This is a genomic window from Microtetraspora fusca (assembly GCF_001570365.1).
GTDB classification, from domain to species: Bacteria; Actinomycetota; Actinomycetes; order Streptosporangiales; family Streptosporangiaceae; genus Microtetraspora; species Microtetraspora fusca.
This window is the reverse complement of record NZ_BBYK01000058.1, coordinates 100,564-117,466: the sequence shown is the minus strand read 5'-3', so window position 1 is coordinate 117,466 and position 16,903 is coordinate 100,564. Positions and strand designations below refer to the sequence as shown.

Here is a 16,903-nt window from a genome sequence, read left to right as displayed (position 1 = left end):
AATCGGCGCTGCCCGACCATCGGGCTGGCCAAGCTCGGGATGATCTGGGACGAGAACCCAAACGAATGGGCGCATGCGCCCGCCCATTCGCGGCCCGCACCGGCCACCCCCTGCCATCTCCACCGCACCGCGGGGGCCCGGCGGCGTCAGCATCGGCTGGACGCTTCAATCCGGCCGCCGGGCGGCCACCCTGCCGGCCCGGGATTCGAGGTAGCGCCGCGCGGCGATGCTGGCGGTGAACTTCGCGGCGCGCCGGAGATGTTCGTACGCCCCGGCCGTGTCGCCGGTCTTCTCCAGCAGATGCGCCCGTACGGCCAGCACCCGGTGATGGCCGGCCATCCGCTCGTCACCGTCCAAGGCGGACAGCAGGCGGCTTCGCCGGCAGCCCCGAAGGCGCCCTCGGCTGTGCCTGCCAGCTCTACCGCACCGGCCCCCGACATCGCCGATGGCCGCTATGGCTGCGGCGGCGTTGACGGTGTTGGCGTCCATCGTGATGTCGGACGAGGCGAATGATCGGCCGGTTGTCGCCGGTTCAGGCGCCCGAAGCGTAGGAGGGTCTGCCGTGGATGATGATCCGGGATGCGCCGTCGGTGAGGCCGATAATCCATGTGGAGTATCCGGCGTCTTCCAGCGCCCACGCGTACCGGCGGATCACCTTGTATCTGAGCTGGCGTGTTTCGCCGGGGCGGAGGTCGTGGCGGATCACGATCTTGCCGTCGTCGACGCTGAGCTCGTAGCCGCCTTGGCCTTGATTGCGGCTGTGGCCGGCGGCGTCGAGCGTACGGCGGACGTTAAGCATCTGGCCTTGGATGTCCACCGATCCTCCTTGTCGGGGCTGGTGATCGTCATTGGCTCAGCTCCCGGTGATGACCGGACGTCCGACACCCAACGGAACCCCTGCGTGCGCAGCCTGCAACCTCGCCAAGAGCCCCAAGATAACTGAAGAGTGGCGGTTTCCAAGGGCCGCATGCCCCTGGAGGGGAGGTGACCGATCCCCTTGCAGAGCGGAAACCTCCCCGAAGGAGTCCCTCATCCCACACGGAGTCTGCTGCACCGGCGTCGCCAGCCTGTACCGCGACGGTGTCAACACCACCTGCGGGGAGGGCGGCCCGGTCGTGTCGCCCGGCACCCACGCTGGCACGCCCGCGTCGGCGATGTCCTTGAGCGGCACAGCATGCTCGACCCCCTCCGCGTCGTCGGGGAACCGGCCCAGCCGACATAGCCGGCAGCCCGGGAAACGAATCCGGGTCACGGCCCAGAGACGGTTACGGCGCGACGACCATCCAATTCCCACTTATCGGCACATCAAGATCCCTTCCTGGATAAGGTGCGTCTGCTCTGTCCGGGCGGCGAGGAGTCGGTTCACATGTGGCGGTCACGCGGGCTCCGGCTCTGGACGGTCGCGACCGTGATGGCGCTGCCGCCCCTGGCGCTGTGGGTACTCCCCGACTCGGTGCTGACCACCATCAGTTTCATGGTGGGCAACCCGCCCACCTGCCCGGCCTTCGAGTTCCAGACCGAGGTCTACTGGCCGTCGACAGCGGCGGCGCTCCTGAGGTGGAACTTCCTCGCCGTCCCTCTCGCTTCTACGCTCTGGCTGGTCACCCGCGGGGAACGGCCGAGCCGCGTCGCGGCCCGTGTCGTGTCGGCGTATGTGCTGCTCCCGGCCCTTCTCGAACCGGCGCTCCTCGCGTACGACCTTTTCACGGTCGGCGCCGGATGCTGGGAGGTGTGGCGGCATACGGCCGTGTGGAACCTCAGCATGAGCGCCTGCTGGACAGTCTGCGCGGTCCTCATCCTGCTCGCGGTGCGGCCCGCCGGCCCCGCGTCTGCGCGCCTCATCCGGTTGCGCCGTACGGCCGGGGTCGTCGTGGTGTGCTGCCTCCTGCTCGGTCTGATCGGGGTGGACCAGGGGCCGGACATCCGCTTCACCGGCGCTGACGTCGCGGCGCGGTCCATCGGCTACCACGGTGGCTATGACATGGGGGAAGTCGAAGGGGCCCGGGACACGGCAAGAGACGGAGACCGGGACGCCACAGAACCGGTCTGTGATCAGTGGACCGACGAGCACCGCTCCTACGGCGACACCGCGCCCGGTGACCGCGAGCGCGCATTCCTCTGCCTCGCCAGGGCTGCCGGCGGCTTCGCGTCGCGGCTCGCGAAGCTCCCCGACCGGGAAAAGCTCGTGGCGGGCCGCGCTCTCTGCAGCGTCGCCGGACGGCCCACCACCGAACGCCGCGTCCGCACAGTGCTCGACGAGGCCGGTGCGGACGACTGGAACTACATGGTCATGAGGGTGCTGGTGTTCCTCTGCCCCGGCGCAGTCGCGCGTACGTGGCCGGGGCTGACGCTGTCGGAGGACGATCCGGAGCGGCTGGAAGAGGAATACCAGGCGGTGATGACTTCGCACTGCACGGACCCGGCGCGGCGGCTGCGGGGCGTGCGACAGGCGACCACGGCACTGTTCGTCGGCGAAGGCGGCGGCTACTTCATCGAGGACGGTGACTTCGAGGGCGAAGAGGAGCCGTCGTACGCCCTGGACAAGGCGGCCGAGGCGATCCTCTGGGACCTGTCCGCCCACAGGGTCTCGGTCACCACGGCGGTGGAGAACTCTTCCGTCTGCCTGACGGTCAAGGTGCTGCGCCGTGCTCCCCGCGTGCGGCTGGCGGGATGGGAGGCGGTCGTCGAGACCGGGATCACCAGCCCATCCGGCAAGCTCGGGCTCACATCGTGGGAAAGGGGCGACCCGCTGCCCGAGCTCGCCGTCTCCGGGCCCGGCCGCTACCGCGTCCGCATCTACGTACGCGACCAGGAGGAGGCCATGATGTCCGTGTCCGAGCTGCCGGTCGAGGAGCATCTGGTCATCGTCTATCCCGGCAAATCGCGAAAGACCGTCTATCACACAAGTAAGCGGTAGCCCCTGGAAACCGGCGCTGACCCGGCCCGATCGCAGCGGCGTTCGGTCAGGTACCGGTCGAACCACTCGTCGGTGACGTAGCCTTGCACGTCCTTGCCCATGAGCAGATCTTTCCGGACAAGCCGCACACGTGCATGCCGACATCATGCTGCCGTCTGATGAGGCACTGGTTCAGCGCGCCCTGCCGTCCACCGGTCATTCGACCGTCACCGGGCAACGACAGCGTGACGCCCAGCGGGGGAGCGGGGGACAGGTCAGGTCTCTTGCGGGGGCTCCGGCAGGCCAGCGTGGTGCTGTTCGGACTGGTCACGGGTACGGAACGTCTCCACGAGGCGCCTCAGCTCGTCCAGTTCCCGTTGGATCGCCTCACGCTCGCCGATGGCCTCCTCGGCGCGAGCATGCGTCGTGCGTGCGTCGGCCGCTGCCTCGGCAACCTCGGCCTTGGCCGTCGCGACCTCCTGCCGGGCTGTGGTGAGGTCGGCGCGGAAGGCGTCGACCTGCTCGCGATGCTCCCGGGTCACCTACGCCAAGCGCTCATGCGCCGGGTCCGGACCTCGGCGGCCTGGACGTCTGCGTGTGCCCGCTCGATGTCGGCCTCAGCGCGGTCGGCCCGCTCGCGCTGGTCGGCTGCCTGCTCACCCAGGGCGTGGGCCAGCGCCAGGTCGCGCTCCAGCGTGGCAATGTACGCCCGCGCTTCGGCGTCGGCGCTCTGGAACGCTTGCCGTAGCCGCTCCAACTCCTCGGTGTGCCGGGCTCTGTCAGCGTCAGCGCTCATCATCCAAGACGTCCTTCAGCCGATCGCGCACTGCCTCGGCAGCGATGCGGCGGCGGCCGCAGGACGATCAGGCAGCCGATGACCGTTCAGCAGGCTGAGCAGGTGCTCCGCACGCCGCAGGGACAGTGGATCCGGGACCAGTCGCGAAGGCGCGACGCCAGCCATCCGCCTCCTACTTCGATGTGATCGCGCCGATCCCCGGTGAGGCCATGGCCGCGTTCACATGCGCTGGCCGATCTACGCTCTGGCATGTGAAGGTCGAGTGCGGTCGCCGCCAGCGTGGGCGTGCGGCGACGAACACTGGGCCAGGGCCAGTACGAGAGGGCGACCATGTCAGCGGGATCACGTCAGGGACTTCATGACCGTGCATGAGAGAAGGGGCGGGCCGCACGAGCGGGCTCTGGCGCGTGTCCCGGGCGACGCCGCGTCGCTGGCCGAGCTGGTGCGCGACCAGTACGCCGACGAGCAGCAGGGGGGCCGGGTCCGCGACCTGGCCGCGCTGCTGGCGGAGCGGCGGCGGGTCCACCACCTGGTGCCGCTGCTGGAGCACCCGCCAGAGGAGCCGGGCGCGTGGGCCGAGCTGGTCGCCTGCCTCATCCAGGAGCTGGTGGCACGCCGCGTCACCCTGGTCAGGGTGCCGGCGGCGGCGCGATGCGCGGACGCCCTACGGGGACTCGGTCACCCCCTGGCCGGACTACCCCTGAAGCGCACCCGGGGAGAGCGGCGGATGGACGCGGCCGTCCTCGGTCCCGGCTGGACGCCACGCGGCGAGCAGGCTCTCCCGGAGCCTCCGGAGCGGGACGCCTGGCTCGCGGGCCGGGGTTCTCCGGACCGCGCGCCGAGGATCGTCAGCACGCGGGAGGACGAGCGGCGCATCGCCTCCGCGGTGGAGCACTGGAGCGCGCCGGGGGTGGCGGCCGTCATCGAGCTTCCTCGGCAGATCGATCCCCAGGCCCTGACGCCGCTGGGGGTGAACGCGTTCCCGCCGGGCGCGCTCCGTGCCCAGATCGCGCTGTACGGCGCGATGACGGGCCTGGACGCGGTGGTGAGCGAGCTGTTCGCCGTGGCCTACTGCGACGCCAGCTACTCTCCTGGCCTCCGCGGCGGATACGGCAGGCTCGCGGCGTGGCAGTCGGTCGCCGGCCTCGTACGCGCCCCGGCGGGCGCGTACGTCCGCCGGATCAACGAACTCGCCGCTCGATGGCGATGGACGGTGTTCCGGATCATCCGGCGGCAGCCGTACTGGGTGTATCGGGAACTCGCGATCGGCGCGCTCAGCCCGCGCGGAACCGTCCTCAGCCTGCTCGTCACCCACGACACCGACTAGTCGACGTATCCGGCTGGTGCGGGGCCGCCCGTGGGCAGTCCCCACTCGGCTTCGGCGACCCGCGCGGCGGCCTGCGCCGGGGCAATTGGCGAGCTGTGGTCGATGGTTCCCTTTTGGGGGTAATAGGCAGCGGATTTCTTGGCCGCTTCGACGCCCTCCGGCTCAGTTTGCAGCGCGGGTACCCCGTGCCGCGCGATAGGTGTTGTGCGCCGTGAGGCACTCCTGTCGAAAGGCGTCATCCGCGAGGAACCGTGACGAGGCGCCTGCGGACGCCGATCCGGCCGGTCCGGCTACGGCGATAAGCGCGGGCACGGCCAGGAAGTGACAAGTAGCTCTCGCGGCCGGCTCGCCCGGAGGGCGCGATCAGCCCACGGCCTCGCGCATACGGCCCAGGATGTCCCGCAGGAGGTCCGGTGACGTACCGAAGTTGAGCCTGACGAAGCCCTCGCCGCCGGGCCCGAAGGTCTGGCCGTCATTCAGCAGGACACGGGCTTTCTCCAGAAAGAATGTGTGCGGGTCGGTGGGGAGATCGAGGGCGCGGCAGTCCAGCCAGGCGAGAAAGCCGGCCTCCGGGACGCGGTATCCGATGCCCCGCGGCAGCCCCTCATGCACCAGCGCGGCGTTCCGGTCCAGGACCGGCCGCAGCTGTGACAGCCAGGAGTCACCGTCCCGCCAGGCCGCCAAGGTGGCGGCCACGCCGAAGGTGTTGGGCTCGCCGTACAGATAGGTCGGGCCCGAAAGGGCCACGCGCACGTCGGCCGCGCCGATGTGCGCGACGGCGCAGCGTACCCCCGGCACGTTGAACGCCTTGGTCGCGGAGGTCAGAGTCGGCGTCGACGCGGGCGTCGGCGGCCTCCTGTTCGGCGGCCTCGATCTGGGCCGGCGCGCCGCTCTCGGCCTCCTCCAGCCTGCGGGGCAGCTCGGTGAGCACCGCGGTGAGCTGGGGCAGGGCGGAACGGGCCTCTTCTCCGAGCGGGGCGGCGGCGACCAGGTGCGCGGTGATGGCCGCGCTCTGCCGCTGGCGGCGTTCTCCCACCACAGACGCTCCAACTCGGCCGATTCATCGCTGGTGGTGCCCGGTCGGGCGCCTTCTGCCTCCGCCGAAGCCGGAGCGCTTCACAAACGAGTTGGCGTGTGACCGTGCGGCTGCCAACTCTCTGAGACGTACGCCAGGTCTCGTGAGACAGGACATCACCGGCTTCGCGACGTCCGCCATCGTGCGGATTCGCGGTTACTTGCGGGAATTGACATTCTCCCAAGTGATCGACACATCCTCTCACACAAGATCTCGCCTTTTCTGTTTTCCAGTTTCCAGAAATCCAGAAATTGCTAGAGTTGGCGACCATGACGACCTCTCCGGCGGCGACGCCGTGCAAGCACTGCGGCATGCCCGTCGAGCAACGGCCGGGGCGGGGGAGACCCCGCGAGTACTGCCCGGAGGGCGACTGCCAGGTCGCGGCCAAGCGCGAGCGCGAGCTGCGCCGGGCGACGCCGGGGCTCGAAGGCGCGCTCGCCCGCGCCGAGGACCTCTACGAGCGGATGGAGAAGGGGCTGGCCGCGGCGATCGCTCCGCTCGCGCACGTCCTGGCCGACGAGTTGAGCCCCGCCGGAGTGGAGGCGCGGCTGAGCGCGGTACAGGCCGAGGCGCACACCCGCGTCGCCATCGCCCGCACCGAGCGGGAGCAGGCGTTCGAGCAGGTACGGCTGGCCCGCGAGGCGACCGAGGAGGCGAAGCGGGAGGCGGAGGAGGCCCGCCGCCAGACCGAGGAGGCGCACGGGGAGCGTGACACGGCGTTCGCCGACGCCGAGACCGCAAGGGAGCAGGCGCTCGCCGCGCTGCGTGAGGCCGCGACGACCGAACGGATGGCCAAGCAGGCGGTCGAGGACGCCCGCAAGCGCGCCGACCTCGCCGAGACCGCCCGGGACAAGGCGCTACATGAGCTCGCGGAGCACACCGAGCGCGCCACCGCCGAGGTACAGCAGGCCCAGGCGGACGCCGTACAGGCACGGCAGGAGAGCGAGCGGGCCCGCGCCGACGCCGAGACCGCGAAAACAGAGGCGGAGATGGCGCGCCGGGCGCATCGGGAGGCCGAGCAGGCGACCGCCGCCGCCATCGCGCGGGCCCAGGCCGCGGAGGCGGAGCGCGACCGGGCCGTCACCCGCGCGGACGGGGAGCGGGACCGGGCCGAGGCCGCCGAGTCGGCCCGTGCCCTCGCCGTAGCGGAGACCTCGCGGGCTCAGGCCGAGGCCGCGAAGGCCGCCGCCGACACCCGCGCCGCCCGCGAGGAGCTGGACACGGCCGCGGAGCGCGCGCGCTCGGACGCGGCGGAGCGGGAGCGGCTCCAGGCCGAGCTGGCCCTGGAGCGGGCGCGCCTGCAGGACATGCGGGCGCAGCTCGATGCGGCCAGGGCGGAGTCGGCCCAGCTTCGCGAGCGCGCGGTCGCGGCCGAGTTCCGGGCGAACCGCCACGACGAGGCGCCCGCCGGCGATGGCGGACAGGCCCCCCGGCCTACGGCGTGACGCTCCACCCGGGCAAAGGCCGCTCTTGGTGACGCCCCGGATGGGTCACGCCGGGTGCGCAAGGACCGAGTCCGTTCACCGGGGACCGGCCCCACTCCACTTCCTGTGCCGCTACCTGTGCAACATCAAGGCCAGCGGCCCCGGCCAGGGACTGCGCCCTTTCCGGGGCCCGGGCGCTGCAGAGGAGGAAAAGAAGACTGACGGCAGGCGCACTCTGGGCCGTTCACCGTCCCCGGTGCAGGCCGGGCGTCCGCCCGGGGAGCGCACTGGGCTTTCCCGCTCGCAATTCCCGTATGAGCGCGCGGACCCCTGCCGTGCGGGCCAGCTCCGGTGTCGTGGCGTAGCCGATACGTCGGGTGGGGCGGTCGGGGCCGAGGTCGACGGTCTCGACGGACGGGGGTGCGTCGCGCAGCGAGAGCTCGGGCATGACGGCCATGCCCCGTCCCTGAGCGACCAGAGCCAGTACCGTTCCGTCGTCCTCGGCGGTGATGGTGGCGGGGGGCAGCCAGTCCTGGGCGGACCACCAGGCGGCGGTGTAGGAGGAGCAGTTCTCCTGCCAGTCGACGAGCGGCAGACTGCGAGGAGCCGTGTGGCCGCTGGGATGGGCCAAGGCGTATGCCTCCTCCAGCAGATCGCCCGTGATCAATCCTGCCGGCATGGGGGTAGACCCGCCGAGCGTCGCGATCGCCAGATCGGCGCGCCCATCAGCTACTTCACCGGCCGGCCCGGGGCCCACGTCCCGGACCACCCGGACCTCCGGCCTCAGGCCAGGGTGCCGTCGGGCCAGTCGCTCCAGGGCGTCCGGGAGCAGGTGGAGCGCCGCGCTGCGGAAGGCAGCCACGTGCAGCGGGCCGGAAAGCACAGCGCCCGTGGCGTTGTCGGCGCGGACCTCGGCGACCATCACCTCGTACAGCCGCAGGATCCGGCGGGCGTGCGCGGCAGCACGCTCACCGGCCGGGGTGGGCGTGGCGCCGGTGCGGGCGCGGGCGAAGAGCACCGTACCGAGCTTGCGCTCCATGCCGCGGACGGCGTGGGAGACAGCGGACTGGGTCATGCCCAGAGTGGTCCCGGCCGCGGTGAAGCCGCCCTCGTCGCTCACGGACACCAGGATGCGCAGCTCGGCGGGGGTGAGCTCTGCCATGAGAGCCTTTCATGTTCAGCGGTAGAGCCATGAATAATACGGTCTGCCCGAGCCCGGGGGTCCCCCGTAGCGTCGTGACCATGACGATCACAGCACAGGCCGTGCACCAGGTTGCACGCCCCTCCGGTTTCCCGTCCCTGTCCGACTTCGCCTTCACCGAGCACGTACTCGACGCGCCGTCGCCCGGCACGGCCCTGGTCGAGAACATCCTGTTGTCCGTTGACCCCTACATGCGTGAACTGATGGATCAGGCCGGCCTTCCTGGCGGCGTGAGCTGGTGGGACCTGGACGCACCGCTCGAAGGCCGCACCATCGGCCGCGTCCTGACCTCCGCCGCCCCGTCCCTCGCCCCGGGCGACCTCGTCCTGCACCGCAAGGGCTGGCGCACCCACGCGCTGGTGGAGGCCTCGACGGTGCGGGTGCTGCCGCGCTATGCCGGCGTGCCCCTCACCGCCTACCTGTCCGTCCTGGGCGGCACTGGCCTGACCGCGTACGTGGCTCTGACTCGCACCCTGCGGCTGCAGCCGGGGGAGGACCTCTTCGTCTCCGCCGCGGCGAGCGGCGTCGGCACGGCGGTGGGCCAGTTCTCCCGGCTGATGGGCGCAGGTCGCATCGTGGGCAGCGTGGGATCACCGGTGAAGGTCAAGCGGCTGGTGGAGGACCTGGGCTTCGACGCGGCCTTCGACTACCACGACGGCCCCGTCTCCGACCTGCTCGCTTCGGCTGCCCCGGACGGTCTCGATGCGGCGGTGGAGAACGTCGGCGGTGACCACCTGGAGGCTGCCATCGGCTCGCTGCGCGACTTCGGCCGCATCGCCTGGGTGGGGGCGATCGCCCAGTACCACTCCCTCGACACACCCCCGCCCGCCCCGCGCAACCTCTTCGACGTGGTCGGAAAGTCCCTGCGCCTGGAAGGCGTGCTGGTCCGTGACCACAATGACGCCCAGTCGCTCCTGGAGGACTTCGCCGTCCCGCATATACGCTCCGGAGCACTGGTGCCACAGGAAACGGTGGTCGACGGTTTCGAGAACATGGCCGCCGCTTTCCTGGGGGCGCTGCGGGGTGAAAACATGGGGAAGATGATCGTCCGTGCGGGAGAGTGACAGGCCGCACCGGAAAGGCCCCAGGGTGACCGGCCCGCAAAAGCCGAACGGTGCGGCACCCCAACAGCCTCTTCAGAAAACGCTCATTTATGAGAACTGAAGGGCGGCATCGTTCACGTGAGATAGTGCGGCCTCTGTACGCCAACTACTCACACCCGCACTCCGCCTTTCATTGATCTTGGGGGCTCCCACAGCACCGCCACCCGATCCACCGCTGTCGCCGGGCACCTGCTTGCCGACGAACTCGAGCAAGAACGAGCGTGAACGGTGATCGCTAAGGTGACCGTCATGGCGCTGCTGTCCCACCTCGATCGTTTCAACCGCCGGCACCCGTGGAGCCACAACGACCACTACGGCCGCTGGGTCGCGAACCGGGTGGCCGCGTCCGGGGCCCGCCACGTCCTCGACGTCGGGTGCGGCACGGGCAACCTCGCCGCTCTGCTCCGCCGCCGCGCCGCCACCGTCACCGTCACCGGGCTCGAACCCGATCCCGCGACCGCCCGTGCCGCGGCGGAGCGCTTCGCCGACGACCCCGCGGTCACCATCGTCCAAACCGGCTTCGCCGGGCGCGACCCGCAGCGGCGCTGGGACGCCGTCACCCTCGTCGCCGTCCTGCACCACCTTCCGCTGGTGCCCACCTTGCGCGAACTGCGCGGCTGTCTCACCGCGGGCGGACGCCTCGTGGTCGTCGGCTGCTACCGGGAGGCCGGCCCCGCCGACGTGCTCGCCGCCTTGCCTGCCATGGTCGCCAACCCGGTCATGGGGCTGATCAAGCACCCGGTACGCGCCGACGCGCTGCCGTCGCACATGACGGCGCCCACCGCCGATCCCCGGGAGACCCTGGCCGAGATCCGAGCCGCGGCCGCACGGGAGCTGCCCGGCGCCCGGATCCGGCGTCGCCTGTTCTGGCGATACACCCTGGTCTACGACGCCCCCAGCGGACGCGGCGGGGCCTGACACCCCGCCGCGTAGAGGCCACTGACCAGCCGGGCCCCATTTCCGCGTCAGGCGACACCGGCTGGATGGGTGGGCACGCCCGTGAGGACGTGCCCGGTCGTGTGCTTTCGGGTGCTACCCGATGAAGGCCGTGGCGTGGTCGCGCACCCAGGTGGCGAAAGTGCGGGGAGCATGGCCGGTGAGCTGCTCGACGGTGTCGGTCAGGGACGCGGGGCGGCCGTCATGGGCCTGCCAGTAGTCGAGCAGGGCGTCCGCGTACTGACCGGGGATGTAGTCGGCCATTTCCTGCTTCCATTCCTCGGGGGTGACGTGGTCGATGGTGATCGGCCGGCCGGTGATCTCGGCGAGTTGCTCGATCTGTTCGCTGAACGTGAGGGTTTCCGGGCCGGTCAGGTGGAGGCACCGGCCCTGGTGGCATGGGTCGGTGAGCACGGTGAAGGCCACTTCGGCGATGTCCCGTTCGTGAATGGGGTCGGTGTAGGAGCCCGGGTAGGGCAGGCTCACCGGGCGGCCGGCCTTGATGGGCCAGGCCCAGCCGGCCGCGTTACCGGCGAAGGAACCGGGGCGCAGGATCGTGGTGGTGAGCGGTGAGGTGAGCAGTGCGGTCTCGACGTCGAGATGGGACTTGGCCAGCGGATCATCGGCCGCGTCGGGATTCAGCACGCTGGCGGAGGACAGCAGGACGACGTGCTCGACACCGGCCGTGACGGCAGCGTCGATGAACTCGGCGATGTGCGAAGCCTCGGCGTACAGGAAGACCTCGGTGACCCCGGAGAGAGCGGCCGGGAAGGTGGCAGGATCCCTGAGATTACAGGTGACGGCTGTGATGCCGTCGGGGACCTGCAGCTCTGCGGGATTGCTGGAGGCGACGCGTACGGGGCGATCGGCCTGAAGCAGCAGGGCCAGCAGGTGGGTGGCGACCGCGCCGCGGCCCCCGGTGATGAGAATCATGGAAATACTCCTGTGATTGGTACGGATATGGATGCGGATGCCTTCCGGGGGCGTGGAAGGCTCAGTGGGCGTGCGCTCCCCGGCGGGGAAGCAGCGGGATGCTCATCGCGCATGCCGCAGTGATGCCCAGGGCGAGGAGCAGGCAGGGCAGAACGCCGCTGGACGGAACGCTCGGCGTGACGGTGGCCAGGTAGACCGTCGACACGAGGCCGGCCGGATGCGGATCGACCCATCGCCGCCGAAGGGCGGGATGACCCGCAGCCCTGCCGCCAGCGTCAGGACTCCGGACAGGACGTTGAGGAGGAACACCGAGCGCCAGGACAGGCCGAACGGATCGGCCTCGATCAACAGCCCGGCGACCACGGGGCCGCTGAGCGACGACACCGCGATCAGGGGCCCGAACAGGCCGAACACCCTGCCCATCGACTCACGAGGGATCACCCGCATCAGCAGGACGAACCCCTGAGGGATGAGCAGGCCGCCGAACACCCCCTGTCCGGTACGGGAGGCCACAAGTTCGAACGGTGAGCCGGCCAGGGCGTCCGCGAGCGAGCAGAGGGTGAATCCCGCCAACCCGATGAGGAACAGTCGCCGGCAACCGAACCGGTCTCCCAGGCGGCCGCCGACGATCACGAGGGAGCCCATCGGGAGCGTGTAGCTCGCGCCGAGCCAGGAGCCAGTGACCAGGAGGCGCCGAGGTCCCGCACGACGGTGGGGGCGGCCACGTTGGTCACCGTGGTGCTGAGCAGGTCGAGCACATCGGCGGCGACCACGAGTAAGAAGATCGCCCATGCGCGTGGGGAGAAGGTTGTGGACATGGCGGGGCACACTCTCCACTGAGAGGTCCAGACAGCCTGTACTGAGGCTGTCGTGCCGACCGAATGTCCCGACGCGCCCGTGAACGAGCGCTGCACCTTACGATCAACAAGATACAGGAACTTCACGTAACCGGAGAATTCGGCCGGCGGGCCCAGCCCGGCCTGCGCCGACAGCGTCCCCGGCCTCCGGTTATCGGCAGGTCGGCAGATTCAGGTGGCGGTCGGTCCGCGGCCGACTGCTGCCTTGCTGCGCGTTCAGTAGTGCTCCCCTCGGGAGGGGTGGGTCAGCACTCCGAGGCCCGGGGCCCACAGCTCTCCGTCATCACCCGCGCTGATGTCCCATGCGGTCAGCTCGTCTGGGCACGTTGCCCCACGCGCCCGAACGTCCGCGATGACCACTCGTGCGATCTCCGCGGGAGACTGCGGATCCGTCTCGGGCAACTCGATGCGCCACCACTGATGCTGATCCAGTATGCGCCAGCCGCGCTCGCGCATCTGGACCGCCCGCTCCGGCGTCTGACGGCTGTCCCGGTCGGGGACCGCGGCGCGGAACTCGCGGCCCCGGTCTCCGTGGGTGTAGGAGATGATCATGTCGCGCTGCCAGTCGCGCGAGGCGCGCAGTTTGAAGCCGACCCAGTCGCCCGGCGCCTGCACCGGGATCTGCTCGGCCCATGAGGCGAGCATCAGCTCGAATGCGCTCTGGGCGTGCTCCCACGTTTCGGCGATCGGCTTCCCGTCGTGGGTGAATGTGGGTGCGACGCCGGGGCCACCACGGTCGAGTTGCCACGTGTACGGCATGTCCCCGAAGCCGTGCGTGCCGTCCGGACGGCTATGGGGTGTGGTGTCGAAGGGAACCATTCCTGTTTGGCGAAGGTATGGGCCTCATGAGCCGACAGTGCCGCGTGCCGGTGATCGCCCGACAGCAGGAGGATCCGCTCCCGCGTGCACCAGCGGACGCTCGGCCCGTAGGCGGTGCCGCCGAGCAGCGTGGGCTGGCCGACGCGTGCCACGATCGCCTCGTACACTGGCCGGAACGCCTCCCGGCGGCGCACGAGATCCGCATCCGGCTCATGGGTGAGGATCGTGGCGACCTCCTGACCAGACGTGTCTCCGGACCCGTCAGCATGGCGTGCGCGAGGTCGGCGGCCTGGGCCGCCGGCGTGCTGTTCCCCGTGATCGTCATGCGGGCCATCCTGACAGCCGTCACCGACAACCATGGGCGGACGTCTCCGGGCGAGCGGTTGTGTGCTCGCGATGGTCAAGGTCCGTGTGGGGGACTACGAGGGGATGCGGTGGTATCGGCGACGGGGCCACCTGCCGGCGCAGCGGCTCACCGCGCTGCCGAAGCCGGTCGTGTCATCGACGTTGTCAGCCACCTGTGTCTTCACTTGATAGGCAAGTGGACACTTGCCTATAGTGGGGGCATGGCCGAAGACGTCTTCAAAGCCTTGGCCGACCCCACCCGCAGGAAGATCCTCGACGAACTCGCCGAGCGGTCGGGGCAGACCCTGTTCGAGATCTGCGCCCGGCTGAGCATGAAGCACCAGCTCGGCTTGTCGCGCCAGGCCGTCTCCCAGCACCTTGCCGTGCTGGAAGCCTCCGGCCTGGTCGAGAGCCGGCGGGAGGGACGCTACAAGTTTCATGACCTGAACACGGCACCGCTGGAGCACATCGCCGAGCGGTGGATCAGGCGCGACCAACCGGAGGACTGATGAGGATCCACCTGTCCAGTGTCCTTGTGGACGACCAGGACAAAGCCCTGCACTTCTACACCGAGGTGCTGGGTTTCGTGAAGAAGACCGAGGTCCCGCTCGGCGATGCCCGCTGGCTGACCGTGGTCTCTCCGGAAGACCAGGACGGCACCGAGCTGGTCCTCGAGCCCGACAGCCACCCCGCCGTCAAGCCCTTCAAGGAGGCGCTGGTCAAGGACGGCATCCCCTACACCTCCTTCGCCGTCGACGACGTCCACGAGGAGTACGAGCGCCTTCTCGCGCTCGGGGTGCGGTTCACCCAGGAGCCGACGGAGATGGGGCCCGTCACCACGGCGGTGTTCGACGACACCTGCGGCAACCTGATCCAGATCGCCCACCAGGGCTGATCAGATCGGCCGGATTGTCCTTGGCCTGGGCCGCGGCCCGTTTCTCGCATTCCAGTGGCGCCCGTTGAGGGATGCCCTGTGCGGTCTCGGCTCCCAGGCCGTAGTCGGGACCGGTGAGCAGAAGCGCCAGGCAGGTCCACGCGGCGGAGAACCCGGCGAAGACGGCCGCCTGGTAGAGGCAGGACCGGCGCAGGTCCGGTTCGGTGCGCAACAGGCGCAGTGGTTCGGCCAGGAGCGACAGGTACGGCCGGCGGGAGGACGCGGTCGTGACCGTGACGCCACCGCCGACGACGCGTCCGTCGTCCGCCTCCGCGACGCCGTCTGCGAACTTCTCCGGCAGTACTGGGAGATCGCCGTCAAGCCGATGTGGCCGCAGATGCGCCTCGTGCTGGAAGCCGACATGACGTACCGCGCGCGGCAACTGGCCGCTGTTCGCCGGAATGCACCTGAGCCTGCGCTGGCACGACGGCGTGCTGCACATCGACAAGATGATCAGCCATCACCGCGTGGCGGCGACCGGTCGAGGTCTGTTGCTCATGCCGTCCGTGTTCCGCGCACAAGCCCGCGCCTCCGCTCAGCCCCGAGGAACCTCCGTCGCTGGTCTATCCCAGCCGTGGAGTGGCGACCCTCTGGACAGCGGCGCCCGCCACCGACGAGCCCGCCCTCGTGTCGCTTCTCGGCGCGCCCAGAGCGAGGCTGCTCCGCCTCCTCGAAGAGCCGCTGCCCACGGTCGAACTCGCCCGCCGCCTCAGAGTGACGCCGAGCGCCGTCTCCCAACACCTGCGGGTGCTGTACGCCACGGGTCTGGTCACGCGGGCGCGCGACGGACGGCAGGTCCTGTACCGGCGAAGTTCCCTGGGGGACCGGCTGGCCGGCGTCGCCTCCCGGGTCTGACGGGAGGGGGACCGGCCGGCCGTGCACACAGGGCCGCCCCGGACGTCCCGGTTTCGGCAACGAATGTTCCGCTTCGCCCACCGCGGATGTCACAGTCCCGGGCGGAGGTGACGACGATGCAGAGACATCGTGATGTAGAGGTCATAAACGCGGGCGCGACCGGTCCGAGCCGCGGGGGCGGGCGGCGGTGAGCGTCGAAACCGCACAGCGGGCGCCGGCCTCCCGTGGGAGGCTGCCGTTCGGCGTCTACCTGCTCGCGTTCAGCCTGTTCGCCATGGGCAGCGCGGAGTTCCTGCTCGCCGGGGTCCTGCCGGCGATCGCGGAGGATCTCCAGATCTCGTTGTCCTCCGCCGGCGCGCTGATCTCGGCGTTCGCCGTCGGGGTGGTCATCGGCGGGCCGCCCCTGGCCATCCTGACGCTGCGCTGGCCGCGCCGCACCACGCTGGTGGCCACCCAGGCCGTCTTCGCCGCCTCCCTGGCGATCGGCCTGCTCACGGACAGCTACGTGGTGCTGCTGGCCACCCGCTTCGTCTGCGGTCTCGCGTACGCGGGGTACTGGGCGGTCGCGGCGGTCACCGCGATCAGCCTCGTCACCCCCGACCGCACCGCGCGCGCCTCCGGCGTCGTGGTCAGCGGCCTCAGCCTCGCCATGATCGCCGGCGGTCCGGCCGGAGCGATGCTCAGCTACTTCACCGGATGGCGGGGCGGGTTCTGGGGCGTGGCCGCCCTCACCGTCCTCGGCGCGGTCCTGGTCCTGCTCGCGCTGCCCGCGACAGGCGCGAGGACCGAGCCGAGCGTACGGGGCGAGCTGCGCACCATGCGACGGCCGCAACTCTGGGTCGTCTACGCGGCCACCCTCCTCAGCACCGCCGCCTACATGATCTCGTTCAACTACCTGGCGGCGTTCCTGACCGACGTCACCGGCATCCCCGCCGTCTGGGTGCCCGCGATCCTCGTGCTGTTCGGCGTCGGCGCCTTCATCGGCCTCTCCATCGGAGGCCGGATCGCCGATCGGCGGCCCACCCACGCGCTGCTGGTCGGAGCGATCGGGATAGCGGCCGCCTCGGTGCTGCTCGCGGTCCTCGCCCCGTACGCGTCGGCCGTCGTACCCCTCGTCCTGGCGCTCGGGATCGCCGGATTCGTACTGAACCCGGCCATCTACGGGCGGGTGTTCACCATCGCGTCGGAGGCGCCGACGCTCGCCGGGGCCACCACCGTCTCCGCGTTCCAGCTCGGCATCAGCCTCGTCCCCGCGCTCGCCGGGGTCGCCCTGAACGCGGGCGCCGGCATCACGTCCGTCGCGTGGATTGGGGGCGGGGCTGGCGGCGGTCACGGTGCCGGCCGTTCTGCTCGACCGGGCGATCTCACGCCGTCGGCCGTAGCCGACATACCGACCCCGGAG

20 protein-coding genes and 1 pseudogene are annotated in these 16,903 nt (G+C 70.5%); 10 read left to right on the top strand and 11 right to left on the bottom strand.

Annotated elements, in window-relative coordinates:
* Window positions 1–165: 165 nt before the first annotated feature.
* Both AWQ68_RS42780 and AWQ68_RS27065 read right to left on the bottom strand, forming a co-directional pair.
* On the bottom strand, window positions 166–357 hold the full coding sequence (locus tag AWQ68_RS42780) for a hypothetical protein (protein WP_218007055.1): 192 nt from the start codon (window positions 355–357) through the stop codon (window positions 166–168).
* Between the two features lie 175 nt (window positions 358–532).
* Complete coding sequence (locus AWQ68_RS27065; protein ID WP_066945056.1) at window positions 533–817, bottom strand: hypothetical protein; 285 nt, start codon at window positions 815–817, stop codon at window positions 533–535.
* A gap of 549 nt (window positions 818–1,366) precedes the next feature.
* Between AWQ68_RS27065 and AWQ68_RS27060 the strand changes: the two genes are divergently transcribed.
* Window positions 1,367–2,917, top strand: a complete 1,551-nt coding sequence (locus AWQ68_RS27060) for a hypothetical protein (RefSeq protein WP_066945054.1) — start codon at window positions 1,367–1,369, stop codon at window positions 2,915–2,917.
* A gap of 254 nt (window positions 2,918–3,171) precedes the next feature.
* Here AWQ68_RS27060 and AWQ68_RS27055 read toward each other — a convergent pair whose 3' ends face one another.
* Window positions 3,172–3,438, bottom strand: coding sequence for a hypothetical protein (locus AWQ68_RS27055; protein ID WP_066945052.1), 267 nt, complete (start codon window positions 3,436–3,438; stop codon window positions 3,172–3,174).
* Complete coding sequence (locus AWQ68_RS27050; protein ID WP_157545764.1) at window positions 3,435–3,692, bottom strand: hypothetical protein; 258 nt, start codon at window positions 3,690–3,692, stop codon at window positions 3,435–3,437. Before AWQ68_RS27050 ends, AWQ68_RS27055 begins: the two co-directional genes overlap by 4 nt.
* A gap of 358 nt (window positions 3,693–4,050) precedes the next feature.
* Between AWQ68_RS27050 and AWQ68_RS27045 the strand changes: the two genes are divergently transcribed.
* Complete coding sequence (locus AWQ68_RS27045) at window positions 4,051–5,019, top strand: DUF6183 family protein (RefSeq protein ID WP_066945048.1); 969 nt, start codon at window positions 4,051–4,053, stop codon at window positions 5,017–5,019.
* Between the two features lie 363 nt (window positions 5,020–5,382).
* On the opposite strand, the gene AWQ68_RS27040 is transcribed toward AWQ68_RS27045, so the two are convergent.
* A complete protein-coding gene (locus AWQ68_RS27040; RefSeq protein WP_218007054.1) occupies window positions 5,383–5,817 on the bottom strand; it encodes a beta C-S lyase family protein in 435 nt (144 codons plus the stop codon).
* A 1-nt stretch (window position 5,818) separates the two neighbouring features.
* Between AWQ68_RS27040 and AWQ68_RS43730 the strand changes: the two genes are divergently transcribed.
* Together AWQ68_RS43730 and AWQ68_RS27035 are read left to right on the top strand one after the other, a co-directional pair.
* Window positions 5,819–6,157 carry a hypothetical protein gene (locus AWQ68_RS43730; RefSeq protein ID WP_169808994.1) on the top strand — a complete coding sequence of 113 codons (339 nt, stop codon included), beginning with the start codon at window positions 5,819–5,821 and terminating at the stop codon, window positions 6,155–6,157.
* Window positions 6,158–6,363: 206 nt separating this feature from the next.
* Window positions 6,364–7,539, top strand: coding sequence for a coiled-coil domain-containing protein (locus AWQ68_RS27035; protein ID WP_066945046.1), 1,176 nt, complete (start codon window positions 6,364–6,366; stop codon window positions 7,537–7,539).
* A gap of 223 nt (window positions 7,540–7,762) precedes the next feature.
* Here AWQ68_RS27035 and AWQ68_RS27030 read toward each other — a convergent pair whose 3' ends face one another.
* Window positions 7,763–8,680: a LysR family transcriptional regulator gene (locus AWQ68_RS27030; protein ID WP_066945043.1), complete on the bottom strand. Its 918-nt coding sequence runs from the start codon at window positions 8,678–8,680 to the stop codon at window positions 7,763–7,765.
* 80 nt (window positions 8,681–8,760) lie between these two features.
* Between AWQ68_RS27030 and AWQ68_RS27025 the strand changes: the two genes are divergently transcribed.
* Window positions 8,761–9,783: an NADP-dependent oxidoreductase gene (locus tag AWQ68_RS27025; RefSeq protein ID WP_174554151.1), complete on the top strand. Its 1,023-nt coding sequence runs from the start codon at window positions 8,761–8,763 to the stop codon at window positions 9,781–9,783.
* A gap of 267 nt (window positions 9,784–10,050) precedes the next feature.
* A complete protein-coding gene (locus AWQ68_RS27020; protein WP_245656118.1) occupies window positions 10,051–10,740 on the top strand; it encodes a class I SAM-dependent methyltransferase in 690 nt (229 codons plus the stop codon).
* 114 nt (window positions 10,741–10,854) lie between these two features.
* On the opposite strand, the gene AWQ68_RS27015 is transcribed toward AWQ68_RS27020, so the two are convergent.
* From AWQ68_RS27015 to AWQ68_RS41340, 4 genes are all read right to left on the bottom strand, one after another.
* Complete coding sequence (locus AWQ68_RS27015) at window positions 10,855–11,691, bottom strand: SDR family oxidoreductase (RefSeq protein WP_066945037.1); 837 nt, start codon at window positions 11,689–11,691, stop codon at window positions 10,855–10,857.
* Window positions 11,692–11,793: 102 nt separating this feature from the next.
* Window positions 11,794–12,336 (bottom strand): MFS transporter, encoded by a 543-nt coding sequence (locus AWQ68_RS27010; RefSeq protein ID WP_066945035.1) that lies wholly within the window; start codon window positions 12,334–12,336, stop codon window positions 11,794–11,796.
* Window positions 12,321–12,509: a hypothetical protein gene (locus AWQ68_RS43725; protein WP_169808999.1), complete on the bottom strand. Its 189-nt coding sequence runs from the start codon at window positions 12,507–12,509 to the stop codon at window positions 12,321–12,323. The genes AWQ68_RS27010 and AWQ68_RS43725 overlap by 16 nt, the downstream gene beginning before the upstream one ends.
* A gap of 255 nt (window positions 12,510–12,764) precedes the next feature.
* On the bottom strand, window positions 12,765–13,367 hold the full coding sequence (locus AWQ68_RS41340) for a hypothetical protein (protein WP_084464442.1): 603 nt from the start codon (window positions 13,365–13,367) through the stop codon (window positions 12,765–12,767).
* A gap of 566 nt (window positions 13,368–13,933) precedes the next feature.
* Here AWQ68_RS41340 and AWQ68_RS27000 point away from each other — a divergent pair.
* Together AWQ68_RS27000 and AWQ68_RS26995 are read left to right on the top strand one after the other, a co-directional pair.
* Window positions 13,934–14,221: an ArsR/SmtB family transcription factor gene (locus AWQ68_RS27000; RefSeq protein WP_066945034.1), complete on the top strand. Its 288-nt coding sequence runs from the start codon at window positions 13,934–13,936 to the stop codon at window positions 14,219–14,221.
* Window positions 14,221–14,607, top strand: coding sequence for a VOC family protein (locus tag AWQ68_RS26995; protein ID WP_066945032.1), 387 nt, complete (start codon window positions 14,221–14,223; stop codon window positions 14,605–14,607). Before AWQ68_RS27000 ends, AWQ68_RS26995 begins: the two co-directional genes overlap by 1 nt.
* Here AWQ68_RS26995 and AWQ68_RS45260 read toward each other — a convergent pair.
* Entirely contained in the window at window positions 14,546–15,088 is a 543-nt protein-coding gene (locus tag AWQ68_RS45260) for a hypothetical protein (protein WP_245656116.1), read from the bottom strand. The genes AWQ68_RS26995 and AWQ68_RS45260 overlap by 62 nt on opposite strands.
* Window positions 15,089–15,225: 137 nt before the next feature.
* On the opposite strand from AWQ68_RS45260, the gene AWQ68_RS45255 reads away from it, so the two are divergent.
* Window positions 15,226–15,501, top strand: coding sequence for an ArsR/SmtB family transcription factor (locus AWQ68_RS45255; RefSeq protein ID WP_245656114.1), 276 nt, complete (start codon window positions 15,226–15,228; stop codon window positions 15,499–15,501).
* Between the two features lie 274 nt (window positions 15,502–15,775).
* A pseudogene (locus AWQ68_RS45250) lies at window positions 15,776–16,762 on the top strand (MFS transporter); the annotation flags it as partial.
* Between the last annotated feature and the right edge of the window lie 141 nt (window positions 16,763–16,903).

What these genes read in the sequence shown, in the direction of transcription:
- AWQ68_RS41340 (WP_084464442.1), bottom strand. Translation starts at nt 13,367, where the DNA reads ATGGTTCCCTTCGACACCACACCCCATAGCCGTCCGGACGGCACGCAC.
- AWQ68_RS27000 (WP_066945034.1), top strand. Translation starts at nt 13,934, where the DNA reads ATGGCCGAAGACGTCTTCAAAGCCTTGGCCGACCCCACCCGCAGGAAG.
- AWQ68_RS27010 (WP_066945035.1), bottom strand. Translation starts at nt 12,336, where the DNA reads ATGGGCTCCCTCGTGATCGTCGGCGGCCGCCTGGGAGACCGGTTCGGT.
- AWQ68_RS27035 (WP_066945046.1), top strand. Translation starts at nt 6,364, where the DNA reads ATGACGACCTCTCCGGCGGCGACGCCGTGCAAGCACTGCGGCATGCCC.
- AWQ68_RS27025 (WP_174554151.1), top strand. Translation starts at nt 8,761, where the DNA reads ATGACGATCACAGCACAGGCCGTGCACCAGGTTGCACGCCCCTCCGGT.
- AWQ68_RS45260 (WP_245656116.1), bottom strand. Translation starts at nt 15,088, where the DNA reads ATGTGCAGCACGCCGTCGTGCCAGCGCAGGCTCAGGTGCATTCCGGCG.
- AWQ68_RS43725 (WP_169808999.1), bottom strand. Translation starts at nt 12,509, where the DNA reads ATGTCCACAACCTTCTCCCCACGCGCATGGGCGATCTTCTTACTCGTG.
- AWQ68_RS27060 (WP_066945054.1), top strand. Translation starts at nt 1,367, where the DNA reads ATGTGGCGGTCACGCGGGCTCCGGCTCTGGACGGTCGCGACCGTGATG.
- AWQ68_RS27050 (WP_157545764.1), bottom strand. Translation starts at nt 3,692, where the DNA reads ATGAGCGCTGACGCTGACAGAGCCCGGCACACCGAGGAGTTGGAGCGG.
- AWQ68_RS27030 (WP_066945043.1), bottom strand. Translation starts at nt 8,680, where the DNA reads ATGGCAGAGCTCACCCCCGCCGAGCTGCGCATCCTGGTGTCCGTGAGC.
- AWQ68_RS27015 (WP_066945037.1), bottom strand. Translation starts at nt 11,691, where the DNA reads ATGATTCTCATCACCGGGGGCCGCGGCGCGGTCGCCACCCACCTGCTG.
- AWQ68_RS27045 (WP_066945048.1), top strand. Translation starts at nt 4,051, where the DNA reads ATGACCGTGCATGAGAGAAGGGGCGGGCCGCACGAGCGGGCTCTGGCG.
- AWQ68_RS26995 (WP_066945032.1), top strand. Translation starts at nt 14,221, where the DNA reads ATGAGGATCCACCTGTCCAGTGTCCTTGTGGACGACCAGGACAAAGCC.